19 protein-coding genes are annotated in these 17,084 nt (G+C 70.5%); 14 read left to right on the top strand and 5 right to left on the bottom strand.

Annotated features, from left to right (window positions below):
• The first annotated feature begins 224 nt into the window (after nucleotides 1-224).
• The 6 genes from OG257_RS27955 (at nucleotide 225) to OG257_RS27980 (ending at nucleotide 5,227) form a co-directional block, all read left to right on the top strand.
• Entirely contained in the window at nucleotides 225-1,034 is an 810-nt protein-coding gene (locus tag OG257_RS27955) for a metallophosphoesterase family protein (protein WP_329211920.1), read from the top strand.
• A 120-nt stretch (nucleotides 1,035-1,154) separates the two neighbouring features.
• Nucleotides 1,155-1,601 (top strand): SRPBCC family protein, encoded by a 447-nt coding sequence (locus OG257_RS27960; RefSeq protein WP_329211922.1) that lies wholly within the window; start codon nucleotides 1,155-1,157, stop codon nucleotides 1,599-1,601.
• Nucleotides 1,602-1,605: 4 nt separating this feature from the next.
• A complete protein-coding gene (locus OG257_RS27965) occupies nucleotides 1,606-2,799 on the top strand; it encodes an ArsA family ATPase (RefSeq protein WP_329211923.1) in 1,194 nt (397 codons plus the stop codon).
• 81 nt (nucleotides 2,800-2,880) lie between these two features.
• A complete protein-coding gene (locus tag OG257_RS27970; protein ID WP_329211925.1) occupies nucleotides 2,881-3,372 on the top strand; it encodes a DUF5304 domain-containing protein in 492 nt (163 codons plus the stop codon).
• A gap of 75 nt (nucleotides 3,373-3,447) precedes the next feature.
• Nucleotides 3,448-4,389, top strand: a complete 942-nt coding sequence (locus OG257_RS27975; RefSeq protein ID WP_329211926.1) for an ROK family glucokinase — start codon at nucleotides 3,448-3,450, stop codon at nucleotides 4,387-4,389.
• A gap of 76 nt (nucleotides 4,390-4,465) precedes the next feature.
• A complete protein-coding gene (locus tag OG257_RS27980; RefSeq protein WP_329211928.1) occupies nucleotides 4,466-5,227 on the top strand; it encodes an endonuclease/exonuclease/phosphatase family protein in 762 nt (253 codons plus the stop codon).
• 13 nt (nucleotides 5,228-5,240) lie between these two features.
• On the opposite strand, the gene OG257_RS27985 is transcribed toward OG257_RS27980, so the two are convergent.
• Both OG257_RS27985 and OG257_RS27990 read right to left on the bottom strand, forming a co-directional pair.
• Nucleotides 5,241-5,909, bottom strand: a complete 669-nt coding sequence (locus tag OG257_RS27985) for a hypothetical protein (RefSeq protein WP_329211930.1) — start codon at nucleotides 5,907-5,909, stop codon at nucleotides 5,241-5,243.
• Entirely contained in the window at nucleotides 5,902-6,681 is a 780-nt protein-coding gene (locus OG257_RS27990) for an alpha/beta hydrolase (RefSeq protein WP_329211932.1), read from the bottom strand. Before OG257_RS27990 ends, OG257_RS27985 begins: the two co-directional genes overlap by 8 nt.
• Before the next feature lie 251 nt (nucleotides 6,682-6,932).
• Between OG257_RS27990 and OG257_RS27995 the strand changes: the two genes are divergently transcribed.
• From OG257_RS27995 to OG257_RS28015, 5 genes are all read left to right on the top strand, one after another.
• Nucleotides 6,933-7,652: a lysophospholipid acyltransferase family protein gene (locus tag OG257_RS27995; protein ID WP_329211934.1), complete on the top strand. Its 720-nt coding sequence runs from the start codon at nucleotides 6,933-6,935 to the stop codon at nucleotides 7,650-7,652.
• Nucleotides 7,653-7,703: 51 nt separating this feature from the next.
• Complete coding sequence (gene macS / locus OG257_RS28000; RefSeq protein ID WP_329211936.1) at nucleotides 7,704-8,930, top strand: MacS family sensor histidine kinase; 1,227 nt, start codon at nucleotides 7,704-7,706, stop codon at nucleotides 8,928-8,930.
• Nucleotides 8,927-9,619 (top strand): response regulator transcription factor, encoded by a 693-nt coding sequence (locus tag OG257_RS28005; RefSeq protein ID WP_329211937.1) that lies wholly within the window; start codon nucleotides 8,927-8,929, stop codon nucleotides 9,617-9,619. The genes macS and OG257_RS28005 overlap by 4 nt, the downstream gene beginning before the upstream one ends.
• 114 nt (nucleotides 9,620-9,733) lie before the next feature.
• Nucleotides 9,734-10,771, top strand: a complete 1,038-nt coding sequence (locus OG257_RS28010; protein WP_329211939.1) for a 6-phosphofructokinase — start codon at nucleotides 9,734-9,736, stop codon at nucleotides 10,769-10,771.
• A gap of 67 nt (nucleotides 10,772-10,838) precedes the next feature.
• Nucleotides 10,839-11,837 carry a 2-hydroxyacid dehydrogenase gene (locus OG257_RS28015; protein ID WP_329211941.1) on the top strand — a complete coding sequence of 333 codons (999 nt, stop codon included), beginning with the start codon at nucleotides 10,839-10,841 and terminating at the stop codon, nucleotides 11,835-11,837.
• Nucleotides 11,838-11,869: 32 nt separating this feature from the next.
• On the opposite strand, the gene OG257_RS28020 is transcribed toward OG257_RS28015, so the two are convergent.
• Complete coding sequence (locus OG257_RS28020; protein ID WP_329211943.1) at nucleotides 11,870-13,756, bottom strand: anthranilate synthase family protein; 1,887 nt, start codon at nucleotides 13,754-13,756, stop codon at nucleotides 11,870-11,872.
• A 96-nt stretch (nucleotides 13,757-13,852) separates the two neighbouring features.
• Nucleotides 13,853-13,909 (bottom strand): trp operon leader peptide, encoded by a 57-nt coding sequence (locus OG257_RS37260; protein WP_124277238.1) that lies wholly within the window; start codon nucleotides 13,907-13,909, stop codon nucleotides 13,853-13,855.
• Between the two features lie 99 nt (nucleotides 13,910-14,008).
• Between OG257_RS37260 and OG257_RS28025 the strand changes: the two genes are divergently transcribed.
• Nucleotides 14,009-15,361 (top strand): class II 3-deoxy-7-phosphoheptulonate synthase, encoded by a 1,353-nt coding sequence (locus tag OG257_RS28025; RefSeq protein ID WP_383806743.1) that lies wholly within the window; start codon nucleotides 14,009-14,011, stop codon nucleotides 15,359-15,361.
• A gap of 161 nt (nucleotides 15,362-15,522) precedes the next feature.
• Nucleotides 15,523-15,792 carry a (2Fe-2S)-binding protein gene (locus OG257_RS28030; protein WP_329215387.1) on the top strand — a complete coding sequence of 90 codons (270 nt, stop codon included), beginning with the start codon at nucleotides 15,523-15,525 and terminating at the stop codon, nucleotides 15,790-15,792.
• Between the two features lie 13 nt (nucleotides 15,793-15,805).
• Here the strand turns inward: OG257_RS28030 and bfr are convergent, their stop codons facing one another.
• Complete coding sequence (gene bfr / locus OG257_RS28035) at nucleotides 15,806-16,285, bottom strand: bacterioferritin (RefSeq protein ID WP_329211947.1); 480 nt, start codon at nucleotides 16,283-16,285, stop codon at nucleotides 15,806-15,808.
• A 156-nt stretch (nucleotides 16,286-16,441) separates the two neighbouring features.
• On the opposite strand from bfr, the gene OG257_RS28040 reads away from it, so the two are divergent.
• Nucleotides 16,442-17,074, top strand: coding sequence for a sulfite oxidase-like oxidoreductase (locus OG257_RS28040; RefSeq protein WP_329211948.1), 633 nt, complete (start codon nucleotides 16,442-16,444; stop codon nucleotides 17,072-17,074).
• Nucleotides 17,075-17,084: the final 10 nt, after the last annotated feature.

A 17,084-nucleotide genomic window follows, 5' to 3' on the forward strand; every position in this document is an offset into this window, starting at 1 on the left:
GTCCAAGACTGGCAGATGCTCAGTGGGGTGAGCACGACTGGACTGGCGGGACGTTACCCATCAGTACTCGGTTCCGGATAGGGGGTTCCGGCCAGATGTCTTATGCATCACACATATAAGTGGTCCTTGGGTGCACAGTAGTCCACCCCTGTCACGACCCGGAAGTATCCGCAGGTCCGGTGGGCTCTACCCAGCGCGGGTGCGGAGAACCTAGGGTGATCTCCATGCGAGCCAGCGGACCGGACGGTCGAGACGCAACCGCCACCCGCGGAACACGCGTGCACGTGGTGAGTGACGTGCACGGCAACACGGAGGCGCTGGCACGCGCCGGGGACGGCGCGGACGCCCTGATCTGCCTAGGCGACCTGGTCCTCTTCCTCGACTACGCGGACCACTCGCGCGGCATCTTCCCGGACCTGTTCGGGAAGGACAACGCGGACCGCATCGTCGAACTGCGCACGGCACGCCGCTTCGAGGAGGCGCGCGACTTCGGCCGCGCCCTGTGGGCGGGCAGGGACCGCAACGCCGCGATCCTGGGAGCCGTGCGCAAGCAGTACGCCGAGATGTTCGCCGTGCTTCCCACCCCGACGTACGCCACCTACGGCAACGTCGACGTCCCCCAGCTCTGGCCCGAGTTCGCCGGCCCCGGCACCACGGTCCTGGACGGCGAGCGCGTCGAGATCGGCGGCCGGGTCTTCGGGTTCGTCGGAGGCGGCCTCAGGACCCCGATGAACACCCCGTACGAGATCAGCGACGAGGAGTACGCCGCCAAGGTCGAGGCGCTCGGACCGGTGGACGTCCTGTGCTCGCACATCCCGCCCGAGGTGCCCGAGCTGACCTACGACACCGTGGCCCGCCGCTTCGAGCGCGGCAGCCGCGCGCTCCTGGACGCCATTCACCGCACCCGCCCGAAGTACGCGATTTTCGGCCACGTTCACCAGCCGTTGGTACGCCGGATGCGGATCGGCGTCACCGAGTGCGTCAACGTCGGCCACTTCGCGTCGACCGGGCGGCCCTGGGCCCTGGAGTGGTGAGGGCCGCGGGTGCGGGCCGGCGGACGGGGCGTGGACGGGGCGGCGCCGGGTACGCGATAGCCTGCACACGGCAGGCCTCTGCCGAACGCGACCGGTACACCGCACTGGAGGGCCACGGCGATGGCTGAACACACCAGCTCGAGCATCACGATCGAGGCGGCACCGGCCGACGTCATGGGAGTGATCTCCGACTTCGCCCGCTATCCGGAATGGACCGGCGAGGTGAAGGAGGCCGAGATCCTGGCCACCGACGACCTGGGCCGCGCCGAGCAGGTCCGGCTGGTGCTGGACGCCGGAGCGATCAAGGACGACCACGTCCTCGCCTACACCTGGAACGGCGCGAACGAGGTCAGCTGGACCCTCGTGAAGTCCCAGATGCTGCGCGCCCTCGACGGCAGCTACGCGCTGGCCCCCGTCGGCGGCGACCGCACCGAGGTCACCTACCGGCTCGCCGTCGACGTCAAGATCCCGCTGCTGGGCATGATCAAGCGCAAGGCCGAGAAGGTCATCATCGACCGTGCCCTGGCCGGACTGAAGAAGCGCGTCGAGTCCGTCCCGAAGGCCTGATCACGTGCGTACGGTCCTCGTCACCGGCCCCGGCGGCGCAGGCCGTACCACCGTCGCGGCGGCGACCGCACTGGCCGCGGCCCGCAGCGGCCGGCGCACCCTCCTGATCTCCTCGGACGCCGTACCCGGCTTCCCCGCAGGCACCGCACCCACCGAGGTCACCGACGGGCTCCACCACGCCCGTATCGACTCCGGCGAGCACTTCCGCAGCGAACTCGTCGCCCTCCAGGACCGGGCGTCCGGAGCGCTCGACCTGCTCGGCGCGGGCCGGCTGGACGGTGAGGAACTCACCGAGCTTCCGGGCAGCGCCCAGCTCGCCCTCCTGCACACCCTGCGCCGCGCGGCCGAGGGCGACTGGTCGAAGGACGGTTACGACGTCCTCGTCGTCGACCTCCCCCCGCTGGCCGACGCACTCGCCCTGCTCGCCCTGCCCGGGCAGCTGCGCCGCTACCTGCGCCGCCTCCTGCCCCAGGAACGCCAGGCGGCCCGCGCACTGCGCCCGATGCTCGCCCAGCTCGCCGGTGTCCCGATGCCGGCGCAGTGGCTGTACGAGGCCGCCGCCCGCAAGGACGCCGAGCTCGCCGCGGTCGAGGCACTGATCGAGGACAGCTCCTCGACCGTGCGGCTGGTCGCCGAACCGGGGCCGGCTGCCGAGGACACCCTGGGCGCCGCCCGTACCGGACTGGCGCTGCACGGACTGCGCGTCGACACCCTCGTGGCCAACCGCATCCTGCCCCGGCACTCCTGCGACCCCTGGTTCGCCGCCCTCGCCGCCCAGCAGGAGAAGAGCCTGGACCGCTGGCACCAGGTATGGGCCCCCGGGACCCCGCTGACCGAGGTGCCCCACCTCGGGCGTGACCCGCAGGGACTCGACGACCTCGCCCTCCTGGGCGAGGCCTGCGCACCCGACGACCGGACACCCGGCCGTGCCGGGGACCCCTCGTGGACGGAGGACACCCGGAGCGAGGGGGGCGACGGCGTCCTCGTCTGGTGCCTGCCCCTCCCGGGAGCCGTCAAGGAGGAGCTGCGGCTCGTCCGGCGCGGTGACGAACTGCTCCTCACCGTGGGCGCCTTCCACCGGATCCTGCGCCTGGAGTCCGCACTGCGCCGCTGCACCGTCTCAGGGGCCGCGCTGACCGACGGGGTCCTGCGTGTCCGGTTCGCACCGGACCCCGCGCTCTGGCCGAGGACACGATGAACGGCGTACCACCGTTCGGGTAACGTCGGTAGTACGTGGTCCGTGGGGCCACCACAGGCAACCGCGTCGCAGGAGTCCGCCATGAGTGAAGCCACCGATCGTCCCGTCGACGACGACGCGTGGGCCGAGGCCTGCGCCGAGGACCTCGAGGCGGAGAAGGCCCGCCGGCGGGCCCAGCACGGGCCGCAGCCCGGTTCCGCCGCGGAAGAGCTGCGCAAGCTGATCGACGCGGTGGCCGACAAGGTCTCCTCGCTCCAGTCGCCGCTGCTCGGCATGGCCGCCCAGGGCACCGTCCAGCAGGTGATCCGGCAGGCCAAGTCCGCGGTCGAGCCCGTCATCGAGCGCAATCCGGACCTCTTCGACCATCTCGCCGCCGCCGGCAACGAACTCCTCGCCGCCTACCGATCCGCGGTCGAGGGCCAGGAAGGCCGCTGGACCCGCGGCACCGAGGGCGCCGGAGGCTCGACGGGCAGTACGACAAGTACCCCGGGACCGGCGAAAAAGGCCGCCGACGACCCCTCGGATCCGCGTGACGAGGGCCCCGGCGGCAGCGAAAACATCGACCTGGACTGATCGTGGGCAGGAAATACCCGTCCCCGGCTCGGGTACGGTTGGCCGTAGCGGGGCTCGACCGAAACTGAGGGATTCATGGGACTCACCATCGGCGTCGATATCGGCGGCACGAAGATCGCGGCTGGAGTGGTCGACGAAGAGGGCCGGATCCTCTCGACGTTCAAGGTATCGACCCCGCCGACGGCCGAAGGCATCGTCGACGCGATCTGCTCGGCCGTGGCCGGGGCGAGCGAGGGACACGAAGTCGAGGCGGTCGGCATCGGCGCAGCCGGGTATGTCGACGACAAGCGCGCCACCGTGCTGTTCGCTCCGAACATCAACTGGCGCCACGAGCCGCTCAAGGACAAGGTCGAGCAGCGCGTCGGCCTGCCGGTCGTCGTCGAGAACGACGCCAATGCGGCGGCCTGGGGCGAATACCGCTTCGGTGCCGGCCAGGGGCACGACGACGTCATCTGCATCACGCTCGGCACCGGCCTCGGCGGCGGCATCATCATCGGCAACAAGCTGCGCCGCGGACGCTTCGGTGTAGCGGCGGAATTCGGTCATATCCGGGTTGTCCCGGACGGCCTGCTCTGCGGCTGCGGAAGCCAGGGCTGCTGGGAGCAGTACGCATCCGGGCGGGCACTCGTCCGGTACGCGAAGCAGCGCGCCAACGCCACCCCGGAGAACGCCGCGATACTGCTGTCGCTCGGCGACGGCACGGTGGACGGCATCGAGGGCAAGCACATCAGTGAGGCCGCCCGGCAGGGCGACCTGGTGGCCGTCGACTCGTTCCGTGAGCTGGCCCGCTGGGCCGGAGCCGGACTCGCCGACCTCGCGTCGCTCTTCGACCCGTCGGCGTTCATCGTCGGCGGTGGCGTCTCGGACGAGGGCGAACTGGTCCTCGACCCGATCCGCAAGTCGTTCCGGCGCTGGCTGATCGGTGGCGAGTGGCGTCCGCACGCCCAGGTCCTCGCGGCCCAACTGGGCGGCAAGGCAGGCCTGGTGGGCGCGGCCGACCTGGCTCGCCAGGGCTGAGCCCACCGGCACTACGACGACGGACGCCCGTCGCGCCCTGCGGGGAGCGGCGGGCGTCCGTCGTATCGTGCTTCGCATGGTCACGACGCCGATGCCGCTGCCCGACTCCCGTACCGAGCCGGACGGTTCGGCCGTCATCAGAGTGCTCAGCTACAACGTCCGCTCGCTGCGCGACGACACCGAGGCGCTGGCGCGCGTCATCCGCGCCTGCGCACCCGATCTGGTGTGCGTCCAGGAGGCCCCGCGCTTCTTCCGCTGGCGCAAGGCGGCGGCCCGGCTCGCCGCCATGACCGACCTGGTGATCCTCGGCGGCGGCGCACCGGCGGCAGGACCGCTCATGCTGTGCTCCCTGCGCGCCACGGTGGAACGCACCGAGGACGTCCTGCTGCCGCTCACCCCCGGACTTCACCGGCGGGGCCTGGCCACGGCGGTGGTACGGATCGCGGGAGCCAGGCTCGGGGTCGTGAGCTGCCATCTCAGTCTGCAGCGCGAGGAGCGCCACGCCCAGGCGGAACTCCTGCTCGCACAGCTCGACACGATGGACGTCCCGCACACCGTCGTGGCGGGCGACCTCAACGACGTACCGGAAGGGCGGGCGTTCCGGCGGCTGGCCGGACGGCTTCAGGACTGCCGGTCCGTACGTCCCTGGGGTGGCGAGTACACCTTCCCGCCCCACGCACCGGCCAAGCGCATCGACGCGGTCTTCGCGACGGACGGCATCGAGGTGCTCGGATGCGGCGTCCCGGCGGACCTGCCCGGAGTCACCGAGGCGGACCTGCGGGCGGCCACGGACCATCTGCCCGTACTGGCCGCCCTCAGAGTGCCCGCGGGGGGCTGAAGGCGCGTCGGGGTCAGACGACCGCGCCGCGCCCCGGGTTGTCGTCCTCGTCGTCGTCGTGGGGCATCCGGGCCACCAGGGTGGCGAAGCCGCCCAGGAAGCCGCCGATGCAGAGTGTGGTGAGCCACCACGTCATGTCCCACTGCAGCAGCACCGCGATGAGCATCAGCACCGGTCCGCCGACGACCGCGAGCCAGGCGAACTTCGCCGTCACATCGGCCTCGGGCAGCGGCGGCGGCTCCGGAGGGACGAAATGCCCCTCCTCGCTGTCGTCCGGATCGTCGACGTCGCCGTCCTGGGGTTCCACCACGTCGTAGTCGCGCGGACCTGACACCCCGGGAGCGAAGACGACCGAACTGCCGAGAGGCTTCTTCTCCGGAGGCTTGCCGGGCGCCTTCTTGCCCGCACCCTTGTCCGCGTCGTCACCCGCGCCCGTGTCCGTACCGGGCAGGGTGTTGAGCTGGTCGTCCTCCAGCAGGGCGAGATCCTCGATCGACTTGAACGGCTTGGCACCCGGCGGGTCCGGCGGCTCCTCGCCGTATCCGGCGACGATCGCCTCCCAGGCCGCGGCCTCGTCCAGCGGCCGGACCTCCTCCGTACCCTCGGGGACGGCCGTCCCCTCCGTGGGGCGCGGTTCGCGCTCCTCGTCACTGCCTGCTCGCTCTGCGTCGTGCTCAGCCACCGGACGTGCTCCCCTTCCTACCGACGCTGGGTGCGAGGCGGCCGATGAACCGGTAGCTCTCATCGAAGATCCGCTCCGCATCGTGGTCCAACGTCGCCACGTGGTAGCTCTGTTCCAGCAGGATCTCCTCGACGTCCCTCGACGACACCCGGCTGAGGATCCGGGCCGAGTCGGCCGGCGGTACGACATGGTCCTGCGGGCTGTGCAGCAGCACGATCGGCTGTGTGACCTGGGGCAGTTCGGCGTCGACCAGCCGGAAGAACTTCCGGACCGAATGCGCGGCGTGCAGCGGCACCCGGTCGTAGCCGACCTCTTCGGAACCCTCCAGCGCGATATCGCTGGCCAGCCCCTTCGTCGTCCGCACCAGGTGCCGGGCGACCGGCAGGGCGTACGCGGACAGACCGTGCACCTTGTTCGCCGGGTTCACCAGGACCAGGCCACGGATCGCGTCGCCGTGCTTCGCCGCGAGGCGCAGCGACAGTGCGCCACCCATGGAGAGCCCGAAGACGAAGACCTGCTCGCACCGGGCCAGCAGGACGCGCAGCTCCCGGTCCACTTCCGCGTACCAGTCCTGCCAGCCCGTGACCGCCATGTCCTCCCAGCGCGTGCCGTGTCCGGGCAGCAGCGGGAGGGACACGGTCAGGCCGCGCTCGGCCAGGTAGTCGGCCCAGGGGCGCAGCGACTGCGGCGATCCGGTGAATCCGTGACAGAGAAGGACGCCGACCTCTCCGCCCTCGTGGCGGAACGGCTCGGCTCCAGGAAGGACCGGCACCGGGGTCTCCTGTTCATGAGCGGGACGGGGGCGTGCGAGGGGAGTGCAAAAGGATTACTTCACCGTACGCGACCGGACCGACACCGACCAGGGCCGTCACTGCCCGAGCCGTCGTCTCCGGTCATGGTTTTCCGGCCGTCGGCCGGCCGGTGCTCCCCTCCGCGGCGGGGAGCACCGGGCACATGCCGGGCGGAAGACGCCGAGGCCTCACAGGCTAAGGTCGGACGGACAGCACACAGGAGGCATCCGAGTTGATCTACGGCGCAATGAAGTTCTCCATCGGCGGGTCCCTGAAGCTCGCCTTCAGGCCGTGGGTGGAGGGCCTGGAGAACATCCCCGTACAGGGGCCGGCGATCCTCGCGAGCAACCATCTGTCGTTCTCCGACTCGTTCTTCCTGCCGGCCGTCCTCGACCGCAAGGTGACGTTCATCGCCAAGGCCGAGTACTTCACCGCCCCCGGGGTCAAGGGCAGGCTCACCGCCGCCTTCTTCAAGGGCGTGGGCCAGCTCCCGGTGGACCGCTCCGGTGGCCGCGGCGCCGGTGAGGCGGCCATCAGGGCCGGCATCCAGGTCATCGAGAGCGGCGGGCTCTTCGGCATCTACCCGGAGGGCACCCGGTCACCCGACGGACGGCTCTACCGGGGCAAGCCCGGCGGTCTCGCCCGGGTCGCCCTCGCCACCGGCGCACCCGTCATCCCCGTCGCGATGATCGACACGGAGAAGATCCAGCCGCCGGGCCAGGTGGTGCCCAAGCTGATGCGGCCGGGCATCAGGATCGGCAAGCCGCTCGACTTCAGCCGCTACCAGGGCATGGACGGCGACCGCTTCATCCTGCGCTCGGTGACCGACGAGGTCATGTACGAGATCATGAAGCTCTCCGGCCAGGAGTACGTGGACATCTACGCGACCGCGGCCAAGCGGCTGATCGCCGAAGAGGCGAAGAAGAAGGGGACGGAACGGTCCGGCGCGTAACCGCGTCGTTCACCGTCCGGAGCAGGAAAAGCAGGAAACGGGGGAGGGGACATGGCCAGGCTTGAGCGGGTCGTACGGATGTCGGTCGAGCAGCCGCTGTGGCGTGCGCTCACCGCGTACCGCGTACTGACGCTGATCTACGCGGTGCTGCTCGCGGGCTTCCGCGACAAGACGTACGACCGGCCCTGGGTGGCCATCGCCTTCCTCGCGGTGATGAGCATCTGGACGCTGGCCACCCTCCCCAGGGTGGCGGGCGCCGCGAGCTGCACCAAACGCTTCCTCGGAATCGACCTCGCCATCGCCCTGACGGGGATCCTGCTGACCCCGCTCGCCGACTTCAGCGCCCAGCACGTCGACGGCCCGACCCTTCCCTCGATCTGGACCGCGGGCTCGGTCCTCGCCTTCGCGCTCAAGGGCGGCTGGCGCTGGGCGGCCTTCGCCTCCACGCTCGTCGCCGCCGCGAACATCGTCGAGCGCGGCGAGCCCAGCCGGGACACCTTCCACAACGTCCTGCTGGTCTGGGTCGCGTCGATAGCGATCGGCTACGTCGTCGAGGTCGCCCGGGCCAGTGAGCGCACCCTGGCCCGCGCCCTGGAGATCGAGGCCGCCACCCGTGAGCGCGAGCGCCTCGCCCGCGACATCCACGACAGCGTGCTGCAGGTCCTCGCGATGGTGCAGCGCCGGGGCTCGGCGCTCGGCGGCGAGGCCGCGGAGCTCGGCCGGATGGCGGGCGAGCAGGAGGTCGCCCTGCGCACCCTGGTCTCCAGCGGCCTCGTGCCCACCACCCGGGTCTCCGAGGACACCGCCGAGGGCGCGGTGGTCCGCACCGTGGACGTGGACATCGACGAGGGGTCCGGGCCGTCCGAATGCGACCTGCGCACCCTCCTCGCCCGGCACGCCGGCTCCCGGGTCAGCTTCGCGGAACCCGGCGCACCGGTGCTGCTCGCGCCCGGCGCCGCGCGTGAACTCGCCGCCGCGGTGAGCGCCGCGCTGGACAACGTGCGGGTCCACGCCGGAGAGGGCGCGCAGGCCTGGATCCTGGTCGAGGACGAGCCGGACGAGGTGATCGTCACGGTCCGGGACGACGGGCCCGGCATCCCGGAGGGCAGGCTCGACCAGGCGGAGGGCGAGGGGCGGCTCGGCGTCGCCCTGTCGATCCGCGGCCGGCTGCGCGAACTGGGCGGCACGGCAGAGCTGATCTCGGTACCCGGACAGGGCACCGAGGTCGAGTTGAAGGTTCCGAAGGTTTCACGGGGGAAGGCAGGATCGGCCCGATGAGTACACCGAACACACAGGCATCCGGGGAGCGGCCCATCAAGGTGATGGTCGTCGACGACCATCCGATGTGGCGCGACGCCGTGGCCCGCGACCTGGCCGAGTCCGGCTTCGACGTGGTGGCGACCGCGGGTGACGGCCCGCAGGCCGTGCGCCGCGCGAGGGCGGCCGGCCCCGACGTCCTCGTCCTGGACCTCAACCTGCCCGGCATGCCGGGCGTCCAGGTCTGCAAGGAGCTCGTCGGCTCCCACCCCGGTCTGCGCGTCCTGGTGCTCTCCGCCAGCGGTGAGCACGCCGATGTGCTGGAGGCCGTGAAGTCGGGTGCCACCGGCTATCTGCTCAAGTCGGCCAGCACCCAGGAGCTGACCGACGCCGTGCGCGCGACGGCGGCCGGAGACCCGGTCTTCACCCCCGGCCTCGCCGGACTGGTCCTCGGCGAGTACCGCAGGCTCGCCTCCGACCCCGCCCCGGCCGCCTCCGACGAGCCGAAGGCCCCGCAGCTCACCGAACGCGAGACCGAGGTGCTGCGGCTCGTCGCCAAGGGACTCTCGTACAAGCAGATCGCCGAACGCCTGGTCATCTCGCACCGCACCGTGCAGAACCACGTGCAGAACACCCTGGGCAAACTCCAGCTGCACAACCGCGTGGAGCTCGTGCGGTACGCCATCGAGACGGGCCTCGACGACGCCTGACAGGAACAAACACCTCCCGCCGCACGGGAATTGACCGTCCGACCCATCCCGGAGTGACCTGGGTCACCATTAGCGTGACCCGTAGAGAGCTCACTTCGGCGAAGGGATGCTTCCATGCGGGTCGGAGTACTGACCGGGGGCGGCGACTGCCCCGGACTCAATGCGGTCATCCGCGCCATCGTCCGCAAGGGCGTGCAGGAGTACGGCTACGACTTCACCGGCTTCCGGGACGGCTGGCGCGGACCGCTGGAGGGCGAGACGGTACCGCTCTCCATCCCGGCGGTGCGCGGCATCCTGCCGCGCGGCGGCACGATCCTCGGCTCCTCCCGTACCAATCCGTTCGACGCCGAGTACGCCGGGCAGGGAGTCCGCCGGATCAGGGAGAACCTCGCCAAGTACGAGGTCGACTCCCTCATCACGATCGGCGGCGAGGACACGCTCGGCGTCGCGGCGACCCTGTCCGACGAGTACGGCATCAAGTGCGTCGGCGTTCCCAAGACCATCGACAACGACCTCTCCGCCACCGACTACACCTTCGGCTTCGACACCGCCGTCGGCATCGCGACCGAGGCGATCGACCGGCTCCACACCACGGCCGAATCCCACATGCGCGTCCTCGTCGTCGAGGTGATGGGCCGGCACGCGGGCTGGATCGCCCTCCACTCCGGTCTGGCCGGCGGCGCCAACGTCATCCTCATCCCGGAACAGCGCTTCGACATCGACCAGGTCTGCGACTGGGTGACCTCCCGTTTCGGCGCGAGCTACGCGCCGATCGTGGTGGTCGCCGAGGGCGCGGCGCCCGCGCACGGCGAGATGGTCCTCAAGGACGGGTCGCACGACTCCTTCGGGCATGTCCGGCTCTCCGGCGTCGGCGAGTGGCTGGCCAAGGAGATCGAGAGCCGTACGGGCAAGGAGGCCAGGACCACGGTCCTGGGGCATGTCCAGCGCGGCGGCACACCCAGCGCCTTCGACCGCTGGCTCGCCACCCGTTTCGGGCTGCACGCCATCGAAGCCGTGCACGACGGCGACTTCGGCATCATGGTGGCGCTGCAGGGCACGAACATCGGGCGCGTACCGATCAGGGAGGCGACAGCCCGCCTCAAGACCGTCGACCCCGCCCTGTACGCGGAGGCCGGGGTCTTCTTCGGCTGACCGGCGCACCGGGGGTGCGGGCCGTATATTCGCGACGACAGGCCCCACCCCCAACCCGGGAGACGCCGTGGAAATCCTGGCTTTCGGTGTGCAGTCCGACGAGAAGCCACTGATCGAGAAGGCCTTCGCCGGACTGCACGACGTCCGCTGCCTGGACGTCTTCCTGACCAAGGACACCGCCCCCATCGCGGCCGGCTACGAGATCATCTCCACCAGCGTCAACGCGGACCTCGGGAGCCCCGTCCTGCAGACCCTGGCGGCGGGCGGCACGCAGATGATCGCCCAGCGCTCCACGGGCTTCAACAACATCGACCTCGACGTCGCCGAGCGCCTCGCACTGCGGGTCGCCAGGGTCTCGTACTACTCGCCCCACTCGGTCGCCGAGTTCGCCTGGACCCTCGCCATGGCGGTCAACCGCAACATCGTCCGCGCGGTGAGCCGCACCCGGGACTTCGACTTCCGGCTCGACGGGCTCCTCGGGCGCGACATGCACGGCCGCACCGCCGGTGTGGTCGGCACGGGCAAGATCGGCGAGGCGTTCACCCGGATCGCCCACGGCTTCGGGATGAATCTGCTGGGCTGGGACGTCGCGGAGAACCCCGCCTGCACCGCGCTCGGCATGACCTACGTCGACAAGGAGCAGCTCCTCGCCGAGGCCGACCTGATCAGCCTCCACGTACCGCTGCTGCCCGCCACCCACCACCTCATCGGCAGGGACAGCCTGTCCCTGATGAAGGACGACGCGATCCTGGTCAACTCCAGCCGCGGCGGCCTCATCGACACCGAGGCGCTCGTCACCGAACTGCGGGCCGGGCGCTTCGCCGGAGTCGGACTCGACGTGTACGAGGCGGAGGCGGGGCTGTTCTACCTCGACAAGTCCCTGGAGGGCATCGACGACGACACACTGGCCCGGCTCGTCACCTTCCCGAACGTCGTCGTGACCTCGCACCAGGCGTACTACACGCGCGACGCCGTGGGACAGATCATCGAAGCCACCGTGCAGAACGTCACCGACTACCTGGCGGGCCGCCGCAGCGCCAACTTCCTCGTCCCGGCCGCTCCGTAGGGCCCCGGCCGCCCGGGGCCCCACGGGATGCCTCAGCCGGCCACCGGCAGCTCCGCCAGCAGGCCGGTGACGATCGCGGCCCCGCGCAGCGTCAGCACCGACTCCGGGTGGAACTGGACCGAGGCGAAGCCCCTGCCCCGCAGCGCGTGCAGCTCCCCGGAGCCCGCGTCCCGGCTCACCTCGATTCCGTGCGCCCCCAGCTCGGTGGCGGCGGCCTCGTCGCAGCGCGCCGTGAAGCTGTTGTAGAAGCCGACGGTCTCGGGCCGGCCGAACAGCTCGATCCGGGTCTGCGCACCCTGGTACGGCACGGTCTTCCGCACGATCTCCAGGCCCAGCTCCGCCGCGATCAGCTCATGGCCCAGGCACACGCCCAGCAGCCCGTGGCGGTGGTCGGCGACCAGCTCGGCGGTCAGGCCGCGCAGCAGCCGCATCTTCGGGTCGGCGGCGTCCCCGGGGTTGCCGGGCCCCGGGCCCAGGACAACGGGACCCTCGTGCGCCCGTACGGTCGCGCGCAGGCCGGGCTCGTCGTACCGGTGCACCGACACCGTGAGGCCCGAGGAGCGCAGCAGATGCGCCAGCATCGCGGTGAACGTGTCCTCGCCGTCCACCACCAGCGCGTGTCCGGACAGGTCCCGGGTGCGCTCCTGCATGCGCAGCCAGAAGGGGGCCAGGCCGCCGCGCCGGTCGTCCAGGGCGGCCTGCACCCGCGGATCGGAGGCCAGCTGCGGACGGCCCGCCTCGGCCTCGGGCCGGCCGGGCCGCACACCCAGCGCGGCGAGCACACCGGCCGCCTTCGCATGGGTCTCGGCGACCTCGCTCGCCGGGTCGGAGTGCCGCACCAGCGTCGCCCCGACCGGTACCCGCAGCCGGCCGTCGGCCGAGATGTCCGCGGTGCGGATCAGGATGGGGGAGTCCAGCGTCTGCGTCCCGCCGGGCTCCCGGCGCAGCAGGGCCAGGGCGCCCGCGTAGTAGCCGCGGCCGCCGGGCTCGTACCGCTCGATCACCCGGCAGGCGTTCTGCACCGGGGACCCGGTGACCGTCGCCGCGAACATCGTCTCCCTGAGGACCTCGCGCACATCCAGCGAGGAGCGCCCGCGCAGCTCGTACTCGGTGTGCGCGAGGTGGGCCATCTCCTTGAGCCGGGGGCCGACCACCACGCCGCCCATGTCACCGACGGTGCACATCATCTTGAGTTCCTCGTCGACCACCATGGAGAGCTCCTCGGTCTCCTTGCGGTCGCCGAGGAAGGCCAGCAGGCTCTCGGCGCTCGGCCCCTCGGCGGGGTAGCGGTAGGTCCCGCTGATCGGGTTCATCACGACGGTCCCGCCGGACATCCGCACATGCACCTCGGGACTGGCGCCGACCAGCGTCCGGCCCCCGGTGTGCACGACGAAGGTCCAGTACGCGCCCCGCTCACCGGCCAGCAGCCGCCGGAACAGCGCCAGCGCGTCGGCCCGGCCGAAGCCCGGGATCTCCCCCTCGAAGGTCCGCCGGATCACGAAGTTCGCGCCCTCGCCCTGCCCGATCTCGTCCTCGATGACCCGCCGGACGATGTCCGCGTACTCCCCGTCGGGGACGTCGAAGGCGCCGTCCTCGACCCGTACGTCATGGGCGGGCAGCCGGGCCAGCACCTCGTCCAGCGGCAGCTCCCAGGACTCCTCGGCGACCAGCACGGCCAGCGGGGTGCCGTCGTCGCGCACGTCGAAGCCGCGCTCGGCGATCTGCCGGAACGGCACCAGGGCGAGGGACGGCTGCTCGCCCACCGGGAGGCCGGCGAGCCTGTCCACCTCGTGGACGGGGCCGATCAGGACCTCGACGGTGTCGTGGTCCCGGCCGGGTGTGCGCCTGCGCAGCAGGGCGAAGGGAGGGCAGTCGTCCCGGAGCAGTCTGCGAACCAGGTCGGTGGCACGGTCGGGCATGGGAGTTCCTTCCGGATGGAGGAACGGCTCCCGGCTCCAGAACGCGGAGAAGGCCGCCCCTCGGGCGGCCTTCGCGAAGTCTGTACGCGCGATGAGTCAGCGGGCCGCCGGATGAGCGGTCCACCACCAGTTCTGGGTCGTCTGCGCGAACATGTGCCGAACCCTAGCGGATCCACCGGAAACAAACGAGCGTGCGTCTCAATTGTTGAGCGCGTGGCTGGACGCGCTCCTCGACCCCGTAATGTTGGGGGTGTGACCGTGAACGCCAATACCTCCGTCGCCGGTGCCAATACCTGGCGTGACCTTCCCGCGGCGCAGCAGCCCGAGTACCCCGATGCCGAGGCTCTGCGCGATGTGCTCGCGGAACTCGAATCGTATCCGCCGCTCGTCTTCGCGGGCGAGTGCGACCAGCTGCGTGCCCGCCTGGCGGCCGTCGCCAAGGGCGAGGCGTTCCTGCTGCAGGGCGGTGACTGCGCCGAGGCCTTCGACGCGGTGTCGGCCGAGAACATCCGGGCCAAACTGAAGACGCTGCTCCAGATGAGCGCCGTCCTCACCTACGCGGCCTCCGTGCCCGTGGTCAAGATCGGCCGGATCGCGGGCCAGTACTCCAAGCCGCGCTCCAAGTCGACCGAGACCCGCGACGGCGTGACCCTGCCGACCTACCGCGGCGACTCCGTCAACGGCTTCGCCTTCACCGAGGAAGCCCGGATCCCGGACCCCGAGCGGCTGAAGCGGATGTACCACGCGTCCGCCTCCACGCTGAACCTGGTCCGCGCCTTCACCACCGGTGGTTACGCCGACCTGCGCCAGGTGCACGCCTGGAACCAGGACTTCGTGAAGTCCTCGCCCTCCGGCCAGCGTTACGAGGCACTGGCCCGCGAGATCGACAACGCGCTGAACTTCATGAAGGCGTGCGGTACGGACCCGGCCGAGTTCAAGGCGGTCGAGTTCTACGCCTCGCACGAGGCGCTCCTGCTGGACTACGAGTCCTCGCTCACCCGCACCGACTCGCGCACGGGCCAGCTGTACGACACCTCGGGTCACATGGTCTGGGTCGGTGAGCGCACCCGCCAGATGGACGGCGCACACATCGAGTTCGCCTCGAAGGTCCGCAACCCCATCGGTATCAAGCTCGGCCCGACGACCACCGTCGACGAGGCTCTCGGCTACGTCGACCGTCTCGACCCCGACCGCGAGCCGGGCCGGCTGACCTTCATCGTGCGCATGGGCGCCGACAAGGTCCGCGACAAGCTCCCCGAGCTGGTCGAGAAGGTCACGGCCTCCGGCGCCACGGTGGTGTGGGTGACCGACCCGATGCACGGCAACACCTTCGAGGCCGCGTCCGGACACAAGACGCGCCGCTTCGACGACGTCCTGGACGAGGTCAAGGGCTTCTTCGAGGTCCACAAGGCCCTGGGCACCCACCCGGGCGGCATCCACGTCGAGCTCACCGGTGACGATGTCACCGAGTGCGTGGGCGGCGGCCACGAGATCTTCGTGGACGATCTGCACCAGCGCTACGAGACGGCCTGCGACCCGCGCCTCAACCGCAGCCAGTCCCTCGACCTGGCCTTCCTGGTCGCCGAGATGTACCGCGACCAGTAGGAACCACTGCTGGAAGCACCTGTGGGGCACGGATCCATGTGATCCGTGCCCCACAGTCGTAGCCGGGGCTTTTACGGGCCTGGCGCGACGGGTAAGGTTAGGTTAGCCTCACCGAAACATCGGGACGGCGCAGCGATCGACCCCGTCGGGAGGTGAACCGCGTGTACGTCTGCTCCTGCTTCGGCATCACGGAACAGCAGGTCAAGAAGCATGCGGACGACGGGGCGTGCACGCCTCGCCAGATAGCCTCCGCCTGCAAGGCCGGAACGGACTGCGGCGGCTGCGTCCGCAGGATCCAGGCACTGCTCGGACGCGGCGACTGCCCGCGCCGTGAGCTCCTCGAGGGGCGGACGGAGCCGACGGGCGCTCCTGCCGGTGCGCCCGTCACCTTCGCCGGTCCGCCGGACGTCCGGCTCTCCGACGCCGCCTGAGCGGGCGCGGCGGTCAGCTCTCCGGCTGCTCGATCAGCTGGGCGATGTAGAGCGGCTCCCCGAGCTTCTCCACCAGCTCCAGCTGGGTGTCGAGGTAGTCGATGTGGTGCTCCTCGTCCGCCAGGATGGACTCGAAAATGTTCGCCGAGGTGACGTCGCCCTTGGCGCGCATCACGTCGATGCCCCGCTTCAGGCGGTCGATCGCCTCCACCTCGACCTGACGGTCGGCCTGGAACATCTCGGTGACCGTCTGGCCGACCCGTACGTGGAAGAGCCGCTGATAGTTGGGCAGGCCCTCCAGGAAGAGGATCCGGTCGGTGAGGATCTCGGCGTGCTTCATCTCGTCGAACGACTCGGCCCGGGTGTACTTGGCGAGCTTCGTCCAGCCGAAGTTGTCCTGCATCTTGGCGTGCAGGAAGTACTGGTTGATGGCAGTCAATTCGGCGGTCAGCTGTTCGTTCAGAAACTCGAGGACCTCGGGGTCGCCCTGCATCGCAGAGGCTCCTTCCAACCGGTGAACTGGGCATGTTTGCGCCGCATCCTTGCATCGCACCCCGCGGCCGTCCAGTAAGTGCACGCTTAGTACGAGTTGCCCGAATCGGGTCTCCCCTGGTCATAACCACCCCTGCCTGTCTGTCACCATGGAGGCATGGGTCAGCCGGAAAGCCGGGAACGCGGCACAGCAGAGCAGTCCGGGCTACCGCCGGGGCAGCGACTGCAGCGTGGCTGGCCGGTCACCCATTACGGGCCGGTGCCCAAGTTCAAGCCCGACCGCTGGGAGTTCAGGGTCTTCGGGGCCACGGCGGACGGTGAGAAGCGCTGCTGGAACCACCAGGAATTCTCGGCGCTGCCGTACTCATCGGTCGTCGCCGATCTCCACTGCGTGACGAAGTTCAGCATGCTCGGAGCCGAATGGGGCGGAGTCCTCGCGCGCTCGGTCGTGGAACTGGCGCCGCCCGCACCCCATGTCACCCATGTGATGGTCTGGGCCGAATACGGATTCAGCTCGAATCTGCGGCTGTCCGACTTCATGTCCGACCGCACGCTCTTCGCCACCCACAAGGACGGCGAACTCCTCACCGCCGAACACGGATTCCCGCTGCGGCTGGTCGTACCGCACCTGTATGCCTGGAAGGGCCCCAAGTGGGTGCGCGGCATCGAGTACATGAGCGCCGACCGCCGTGGGTTCTGGGAAGAGCGCGGCTACCACAACATCGGCGATCCGTGGAGCGAGCAGCGCTACTCCTACCAGGAGGAGCCCGGGGACGGCCCCGAGCTCTGACCCCGCGGCA

Origin of the sequence: Streptomyces sp. NBC_00683 (assembly GCF_036226745.1) — a bacterium.
In the GTDB taxonomy this organism is placed as follows: Bacteria; Actinomycetota; Actinomycetes; order Streptomycetales; family Streptomycetaceae; genus Streptomyces.